This is a genomic window from Phocaeicola sp. RTP21198st1_B8_RTP21198_201120 (assembly GCF_040929485.1).
Classification (GTDB): Bacteria; Bacteroidota; Bacteroidia; order Bacteroidales; family Bacteroidaceae; genus Phocaeicola; species Phocaeicola dorei.
The window spans coordinates 482-1,573 of sequence record NZ_JBCOCI010000296.1; the positions used below are offsets into that span (position 1 = coordinate 482).

2 pseudogenes are annotated in these 1,092 nt (G+C 38.4%); both read left to right on the plus strand.

Annotated elements, in window-relative coordinates:
- Positions 1–686, plus strand: a pseudogene (locus AB5935_RS25600) (hypothetical protein); the annotation flags it as partial.
- Between the two features lie 222 nt (positions 687–908).
- Positions 909–1,092, plus strand: a pseudogene (locus tag AB5935_RS25605) (glycosyl hydrolase family 43); the annotation flags it as partial.

A 1,092-nucleotide genomic window follows, 5' to 3' on the forward strand; every position in this document is an offset into this window, starting at 1 on the left:
ATAGTGCCGGTATGGCTATCGATCCGTCGAATGTTAATGAGGTATATTGCTCATTACCGGTAGAGGGAAAATATGGTAAGGTGTATGAGATTGTAAGATTTATCATGAGTGAAGATGGAGAGGTTATTTCTAAGGAGGCAGTCACAAAAGACTCGCAACTGAATAATGTCCGTCCTTATATGATACCGGCTTCAGAGGGTACCCCATTGCGGCTGACTTGGATGTATGGCAACTATTATGATTGGATTGTCAGTTTACAACATCCACAAGGCTATTCTACAGGAATAGCCTGCGACTTCAAAGGATTCCCCGATAGAAAAAAGAAGAAGATGATAGCGGCATCCGGCAAAGAAATACGATTTGATCCTGAAAAACCTTTTGTGCTGGAACAGACGATTACTCTTGGCGCAGATAATTATCAAGGTTGCTTGTTGCAACTCGGTGATCTGGAATATTATCTAAACGGAGAAACGATGAAACCTGAAATCAGATATAAAGGGAAGGTATATACCAGCACAAATGTATTGGGAACATCGGATTGTTGGAAAACACAGGCTCGTGGAACCGGTGGCAAGTGGTATACTCCGCAGAAATATGGGGAGGTTCGTTTGAGGATGGAATATAAGAAAGGTGTTTTATGTGTATATATAAATGACTTGCTCGATCAGAGAATTGACTTTGATTGAAAGCGAGCGAACTCTTTTATGGAGTGGGCTAATAAGTGGAATCCTCGTTTATATCGTATTATATAATAAATGAGGACTAAGTTCGAAGTACAAATTCTCCATAATATCATACATTTAATAGAGAATGATTGTTTTTAGCCCTTTTTTGACATATAAGTAGACCTTTATATTTTATGTATCATCTATCTTTGTAGACAAGAAATCTTATTTAATATCATGAATATGAATAGACATTGTGGAATAATTAAGTTTATATTATTAGGGGTGGTTTGTATATCATTACTGCCTGTATCAGTGCATGCACAGAAGTATACGGAGTTTATCCCCGGTGAAGTTTGGAAAGATACGGACGGGAATCCGATCAATGCCCATGGTGGGGGACTTTTATATCATAACGGCACTTACT